The organism is Collinsella aerofaciens (assembly GCF_040915425.1).
In the GTDB taxonomy this organism is placed as follows: Bacteria; Actinomycetota; Coriobacteriia; order Coriobacteriales; family Coriobacteriaceae; genus Collinsella; species Collinsella aerofaciens_BW.
Genome location: NZ_JBCPDN010000040.1, coordinates 1 through 7,065, shown reverse-complemented (window position 1 = coordinate 7,065; position 7,065 = coordinate 1). Strand labels below are relative to the sequence as shown.

Annotated in this window: 6 protein-coding genes; 1 reads left to right on the top strand and 5 read right to left on the bottom strand. The window is 56.7% G+C overall.

Going from position 1 to position 7,065, the window contains the following annotated elements; translation table 11 throughout:
• The 5 genes from AB5164_RS06595 to AB5164_RS06575 form a co-directional block, all read right to left on the bottom strand.
• On the bottom strand, positions 1-1,121 hold a 1,121-nt coding region (locus AB5164_RS06595), incomplete at its 3' end, for an ABC transporter ATP-binding protein (RefSeq protein ID WP_368147907.1).
• A gap of 68 nt (positions 1,122-1,189) precedes the next feature.
• Positions 1,190-2,029 (bottom strand): carbohydrate ABC transporter permease, encoded by an 840-nt coding sequence (locus AB5164_RS06590; protein ID WP_022095055.1) that lies wholly within the window; start codon positions 2,027-2,029, stop codon positions 1,190-1,192.
• Positions 2,029-2,883, bottom strand: a complete 855-nt coding sequence (locus tag AB5164_RS06585) for a carbohydrate ABC transporter permease (protein WP_055285610.1) — start codon at positions 2,881-2,883, stop codon at positions 2,029-2,031. The genes AB5164_RS06590 and AB5164_RS06585 overlap by 1 nt, the downstream gene beginning before the upstream one ends.
• Before the next feature lie 87 nt (positions 2,884-2,970).
• Positions 2,971-4,287, bottom strand: a complete 1,317-nt coding sequence (locus tag AB5164_RS06580; protein WP_138341397.1) for an ABC transporter substrate-binding protein — start codon at positions 4,285-4,287, stop codon at positions 2,971-2,973.
• Between the two features lie 306 nt (positions 4,288-4,593).
• Positions 4,594-5,313: a GntR family transcriptional regulator gene (locus tag AB5164_RS06575; RefSeq protein ID WP_368147906.1), complete on the bottom strand. Its 720-nt coding sequence runs from the start codon at positions 5,311-5,313 to the stop codon at positions 4,594-4,596.
• 229 nt (positions 5,314-5,542) lie between these two features.
• Here AB5164_RS06575 and AB5164_RS06570 point away from each other — a divergent pair.
• Positions 5,543-7,065 (top strand): PTS transporter subunit EIIC (locus AB5164_RS06570; protein ID WP_368147904.1); only part of this gene is annotated, 1,523 nt, incomplete at its 3' end.

Sequence of the window (7,065 nt, the reverse complement as noted above, 5' to 3'; positions counted from 1 at the left end):
GCCTTGAGCGCGCCCTTGGCCTCGAGGTCGACGACGGGGATAATCAGGACAAACTGGCCGTCGGGAGCGGTCACGTGGACATGCTCGGTCGAGCCCATGAGCTCGGTCACCTCGACGGTACCCTGGAGCGCGCCCTCCTCGCCCTTGTCGGCAAGCAGGATCTGCTCGGGACGCACGCCGGCCGTAATCTCCTTCACGTCGCCGCCGTTCCAGTTGAGGGCAAGCTGAACGCAAGTCTCGGGGGCGAGCGCCACGTTCATATCCTCGGTCTTGACGGTAAAGCCGTTGCCCGAGCGCACCAGCTGGGCATCGAAGAAGTTCATCTGCGGCACGCCGATGAAACCGGCGACGAAGATGTTCGCGGGATGATTGAAGACCTCCTGCGGCGTGGCGATCTGCTGGACGACGCCGTCCTTCATGACCACGATACGGTCGCCAAGGGTCATGGCCTCGGTCTGGTCGTGAGTAACATAAATGAACGTGCCCTTGATCTCGTGGCGCAGCTTAATGAGCTCGGCACGCATCTGGTTACGAAGCTTGGCGTCCAGGTTGGACAGCGGCTCGTCCATCAGGAAGACCTTGGGGTCACGCACGATGGCGCGGCCGATAGCGACACGCTGGCGCTGGCCGCCGGAGAGTGCCTTGGGCTTACGGTCGAGGTACTCGGTAATGCCCAGAATCTCGGCAGCAGAGCGAACCTTGCGGTCGATCTCGTCCTTGGGAACCTTCTTGAGCTCGAGCGTAAATGCCATGTTCTCGTACACCGTCATATTGGGGTACAGAGCGTAGCTCTGGAACACCATGGCGATGTCGCGGTCCTTGGGCGCCACGTCGTTGACACGCTTGCCGTCGATGAGCACATCGCCCGAGGTAATGTCCTCCAGGCCGGCGACCATGCGCATCGTCGTGGACTTACCGCAGCCAGAGGGGCCAACGAGGACGACGAACTCCTGGTCGTGAACGGTGAGGTTGAAGTCCTCTACAGCGAGCACACCGTCCTCGGTAACCTTGAGGTTGTGCTTCTTCTCCTCGGTCTTCTTCTTTTTGCCAAAGAAGCCCTTCTTTTTTGACTCGTTGTTGGGATACACCTTCTGAACATGTTTGAGAACGATCTCGGCCATGTCTCTACCTTTCGATATGCGGCGCCGCGCTGAGGGGCGCCGCAGAAACTTGCAAAACAGTTACGGCATCAGCCCTTGACGGCACCTGCCACCACGCCGTCGATGATGTACTTCTGACAGAGGATGTACATGATAACGATGGGGATAACGACCATCATGATGCAGGCCATCATGGGGCCGAGCTCGACGTGGCCGTAGCCGCCGCGGAAGTACTGGATCAAGATAGGAATGGTCTTGTACTTGGTGGAGTCGAGCGTAAGGTAGGGCAGCAGATAGTCGTTCCAGACCCACATGGTCTCGAGGATGCCGACCGAAAGATAGGTGGGCTTCATGATGGGAAGGACGATCTTAAAGAACACCTGGACCGGGTTGCAGCCATCAATCATGGCCGCCTCCTCGATCTCGAGCGGGATGTTCTTTACAAAACCGGCGAACATAAAGACCGCCAGGCCCGCGCCAAAGCCGAGGTAGATAAAGCAGATGTTGAACGGCGTGTTGAAGCCGATGCGGTCCGCCAAATTGGACAGCGTGAACATGAGCATCTGGAACGGCACGACCATCGAGAACACGAACAGGTAATAGAAGAAGTTCGAGATCTTGTTGTTGACACGAACCACGTACCAAGCGCACATGGAGCAGCACACCAAGATCAGCACGACCGACGTGACCGTGATGATGAGCGAGTACATAAATGCCGAGGCAAAGCCCTGCTCGTTAAGGGCGTGCATGTAGTTTGCGAGGCCGTTGAACGTCTCGGGCGTGAGCAGATCGAATGCCGTGGTGGTGCTGATTGCGGTCGCTTTCTTAAAAGAATTGAGCGCAATCATGAACACGGGGTAGATCCACGCGAGCGACAGAATCGTAAAGAAAATCGAGAGCGCGCGGTTGATAACCTTATCGCGTTTCATTACTGCTGCACCTCCTTGGACCTCGTGGCCTTAAGCTGAATCATGGAGATGGCTACGACCAGGATGCAGAAGATAACCGCCTTGGCCTGACCGATGCCCTGCCATGCGATACCGGCACGCGAATAGAACGTGTTGTAGATGTTCAGGGCGAGCATCTCGGTGGAGTGCGCGGGGGCGCCGCCGGTAAGGGCGAGGTTCTGGTCGAACAGCTTAAAGCCGTTGGTGATGGACAGGAACAGGCAGATGGTGATGGTCGGCATCAGGTTAGGGATCTTAACCTTCCAAAACGTCTGCCATGCCGTGGCACCGTCGACCTTGGCGGCCTCGATGTAGTCGGACGGAATGGACTGCAGACCAGCGATGTAGATGATCATCATGTAGCCGACCTGCTGCCACAGGGTCAGGATGATAAGGCCCCAGAAGCCAGCAGCAGAGTTAAGGGCGATGAGCTGGGCGCCCACGTTGGAGAGCAGGCAGTTGATCAGAATCTGCCAGATGTAGCCCAGCACGATGCCGCCGATCAGGTTAGGCATAAAGAAGATCGTACGGAAGATGTTGGTGCCCTTGAGCGCTTTGCGGGTGAGCGCCTGCGCGATGGCGAGGGCGATCACGTTGATGAGCACCGTCGACAGGAAGGCAAACGCCACGGTAAAGAAGAACGACGTGGCAAACTGCGGATCGGACAGTGCGCGCACGTAGTTCTCGATACCGACAAAGTGCGTGTTGTTGATGGTAATAAACTGGCAGAACGAGAGATAGAAACCCTGAATAAAGGGGATCACGAACCCGATCATAAACGCCAGACACGTGGGCAGCATAAAGAGCGGCCACCAGCGCTTGAGTGCTTTGCCCATAGAAGGGTCCTTTCAATATGCAGGGGGCGGGCAAACCAACGTCTGCCCGCCCCCTGTCGCTAATCAGATAGCTTGGGCAGCAACTGCTTACTCGGAAGCAGCCTTCTCGGTCTTCCAGCCATCGACGAAGGCGTTCTTGACGCCGTCCCACTTGCTGTTGTCGGCAGCATAGGCAATCAGAGCCTGCTTGAGGTTCTTCTTCCACTCCTCAGAGGGGATGTAAACGAAGTCCCAAGCGACGGTCTTCTTGCCGTCCTTGGCCATGGCAACGGCCTGCTGCGAGAAGACGTTGGTGGTCTCCTTAGCGCTCTTGAACGGGGCAGTCAGACCCATCTTGTCAGCGATGATGCTGGTGGCGGTGTCAGAAGTGACGCACCAATACATGAAGTCCTCGGTGGCCTTCTGGGCATCCTCGGAAGCCTGGGAGCTGACGCACCAGTAGTTCTCGCCGCCGGAGCACAGGCCCTGGTTCTCCTCGCCGTCGACACCGATGTAGATGGGCATCATGCCAATCTGATCGTCGGTCATGCCGGCCTTGGTGAGGTCAGCGTAGGCCCAAGAACCGTTCTGATAGAAGACGGCCTTGCCGGTTGCAAACTCGTTGGTGGCGTCGTCGCCGGTCTTGGAGGCAAGCTGCGAAGGATCGCAGGTGGAGTCGGTGATGTACAGGTCGAAAATCTGCTTGAAGTTGTCGAGATACTCGCCCTTGATCTCGTCGTCCTCCTGGTTGTGCTCCTTCTCGAACTCGTAGTAGAGCGGGAGGTTGGCGAGGTGGGTGGTGTAGCGCCAGCTGGAGGAGTCATCCATGCCGGCGGAAGTAAAGGCACCCTCAACACCAAGCTCGTCCTTGCGGGCCTGGATGTCGTCGGCACAAGCCTTCAGCTTGTCGAAGGAGTTGATGTCCTCGGCCTTGTAGCCAGCCTTCTCGAGCAGCTGCTTGTTGTAGATGATGCCGTAGCTCTCCTGGACCCAGTCGATACCCAGATCCTTGCCATCGGACTGCAGAGCCAGAGAATCGTCAATGAGCTCACCGCGGAGCTTGGTATCGGACAGGTCGGCGCAGTAATCCTTCCAGTTCTTAAGACCGGTGGGGCCGTTGACCTGGAACAGGGTCGGAGCGGAGCTCTTGGACATCTCGGACTTAAGCTTCTCCTCGTAGGTGTTGGAGGCGGCGGTCACGATCTTGACCTCGACGCCCTTCTCCTTCTTATAGGCCTTGGCGATCTCCTTCCACTCCTTGTCGACCTCGGGCTTGAATTGGAGGAAGTAGACCTCGGCAGCGTCACCAGAAGCAGAGGAGCCGGAGCCGGCAGAACCGCCGCAGCCCACGAGACCCAGACCAAGAACCGCAGCCGCGGAACCAGCAAAGCCCAGGAACTGCCTTCTGCTCATTTCGTTCTTCATTACAATCCACCCTTTCACACCGTGGCGGCACCCTTTGCCGCCGCCTTCGGAGATTGGCTCGGGGACTTTGCCCCTTTTGCTGATTTGTACGATACGCTATTTGGCTAGTTGTTTGAACAAGTATTACTAGAGCGGTAGAAAAACTTCGGTGAACGGTAATTTCAACTTGATACTTGACAAGTTTTGTATAAACAATTATTTGTTATCGAATGCAGAGAAAACGCCCGGTCAAGCCGATGCATCGTCGGTTTGACCGGGCGTTTTCGCTTTGAGAGCATGAGTCTCGTCAGGCTGCGAGCTAGCCGGCTATCGCTTGGAGTTGACGCGGTAGTGGAAGATCTCGGGATGCGTGCGGGCATGCGTGACCTCGAACAAGATGCCATCCGAGGTGTACGATTGGCTCTCCATGACGGCGACGCAGTTGTACTTACCAAGGTCCAAGTAGCTGCAGTCCTCATCGTTGGCGAGCTCGACACTCACCGTACGACGGCTCGCCATCACTTTGACGCCGCGCTTGTGCTCCAGATAGTCGTAAATTGACCTTGCGGCGATCTCGGGCGTCAGGCCTTTGGCGATCGACTCCAGAAAATAGCCGTGGTCCACCTGGCGAGCGTTACCGTTAAGGCTACGGACGCGCACCACGCGAATCAACTTCTCGCCCACCTTAAAGCCCAGGCGACGAGAGAGTTGCTCGGTGCAGACCAGATGTTCAAAAGACTTAACGTCCGTCGATGCAACGGCATTGTTGCGCTTTGCAAACTCGCCAAACGACTCGACTTCCTCGAGCGCGCCCAGCATATCGGTTTCGCCTTTAAGCCAAATGACGCGCACGCCCTTGCCGTGAATGGGCTGTACGTACATCCCGTCGGCCAGCATACCCAAGGCGCGACGGACGGTATTGCGAGTGCATCCGAACTCCGCGGTCAGCTCGGCTTCGGTTGGCAGCATCTCCTGAAACGCATAGGTCCCATTAATGATGCGCGAGCGTATTTCTCGGTAGATTCCTTCGTATATCGCTTTTGGCATTGTTTCACCTCTACATTGTTCATTTCCGGCTAGGCACGATAGCATTTCTTAAAGTTGTTTAAACCGAATATCGGTAAAGCGACAGGATTTAACCGTTGACGGTTTCTGTCATGCCCAAATCGGTTTCGCTCAAAACTGCCGGTACGACAATCGTCTGGTCCTCTACAATGAATCCATTGTTTAAACGTTTCCCCACGCGCAATGCGCCTCGATATTCGGAAGGCAGAACATGCTGCAAAAAATCCAACGCTTTGGCGGGGCAATGTTCGCGCCCGCCATGCTGTTTTCTATATCAGGCCTCATGGTCGGCGTCTCCGCTCTCGCAACGACTGCGGACATCGTCGGCGATCTCGCCGTATACGGAACCCCTTGGTACGTTTTTTGGACCATCATCCAGCGCGGCTCGTGGACGGTCTTTAAACGCCTCCCGCTCCTTTTTGCCGTAGCGCTGCCCATCGGTCTTGCCCAAAAACAACCGGCTCGTTGCTGCCTCGAGGCTCTCGTCGCCTATTTTGCCTACTGCTTCTTTTTGAGCGAGATCATTAAGCTGAGCGGAGACAACCTTGGACTTGAGTACCCGTCATCTTTGACCCCCGTCAGCGGTATCACCGTCATCGACGGCATCAAGACGCTCGACACCGGCATTATCGGCCCGCTGGCGGTATCGGCAACCGTCGTCGCCATCCATGACCGCTTCTACGATGCCAAGATTCCCGATTGGCTCGGCACCTTCTCGGGCTCCTCGCTGGTCTACCTCATTAGCTTTTTTGCCGTGTTTGCCCTTGCCGCTATCTCGGCCGCCATCGTGCCCCACGTATACGATGTAACCGATACGCTGCGTCACGCGCTTGCAGGCGTCGGTCCCTTTGGCGTGGGCATCTTTGTCTTTTTAGAACGAGCACTCGAGCCCTTTGGCCTGCACCACCTGCTCTACATGCCGATCTACTACGACAACCTGGTCATTAACGACGGCATCTACGCCACGTGGAGCAGTTTGCTCCCCATCCTCTCCCATAGCACGCGCCCCCTTAATGAGCTTGCGCCGTGGGCCGGTTTTACCGCCACCGGCTGGGTCAAAGTCTTTGGCCTTCCTGCCATCGCAGCTGCGTTCTACTCCACCGCAAAACCCGAGCGCCGCGCCGGCCTCAGGGTCATCCTTGCTCCCGCCATCATCGCCTCGGTGGTTTGCGGCGTTACCGAGCCACTCGAGTTTCTCTTTATGTTCACCCACCCCGGGCTCTTTTTGCTCTACGCCGTCTTATCGTCTTGCCTTGCCACAGCCATGAATCTCTTTGGCATCGTCGGCATCTTCTCGGGCGGCCTCATGGAGATGGCAGCCTTCAACTTTATTCCGCTCATGCGCACGCATGCCGGTGCCTATCTTTTGGCGCTCGGTATCGGCCTTGCCTTTAGCCTCATCTTTTTTGTTAGTTTTCGAGCACTCATCTTGGTCTATGACCTTAAGACACCGGGCCGCGAGGATCATGTCGCCAATCGCGCGGCAATCGATTGTTTAACGGGAAGCGACTTTGCCAAAGAGCAATCCCCCAATGACGAGGTCGATAGTCGATCCGATCAAGATCACGTCCTCGCTGAGCGGGTAATTCAGCTTTTAGGTGGCGTTGGCAATATCGTGGGCGCAACCAACTGCGCCACGCGCCTGCGCGTCGAGGTCGCAGACCCTTCCATCGTTGCAGATAACACGTCGTTTGTCGCGGTGGGCGCCAAGGGCCTCATCATTACGGGTAAGAC

What these genes read in the sequence shown, in the direction of transcription:
- AB5164_RS06580 (WP_138341397.1), bottom strand. Translation starts at nt 4,287, where the DNA reads ATGAAGAACGAAATGAGCAGAAGGCAGTTCCTGGGCTTTGCTGGTTCC.
- AB5164_RS06585 (WP_055285610.1), bottom strand. Translation starts at nt 2,883, where the DNA reads ATGGGCAAAGCACTCAAGCGCTGGTGGCCGCTCTTTATGCTGCCCACG.
- AB5164_RS06575 (WP_368147906.1), bottom strand. Translation starts at nt 5,313, where the DNA reads ATGCCAAAAGCGATATACGAAGGAATCTACCGAGAAATACGCTCGCGC.
- AB5164_RS06590 (WP_022095055.1), bottom strand. Translation starts at nt 2,029, where the DNA reads ATGAAACGCGATAAGGTTATCAACCGCGCGCTCTCGATTTTCTTTACG.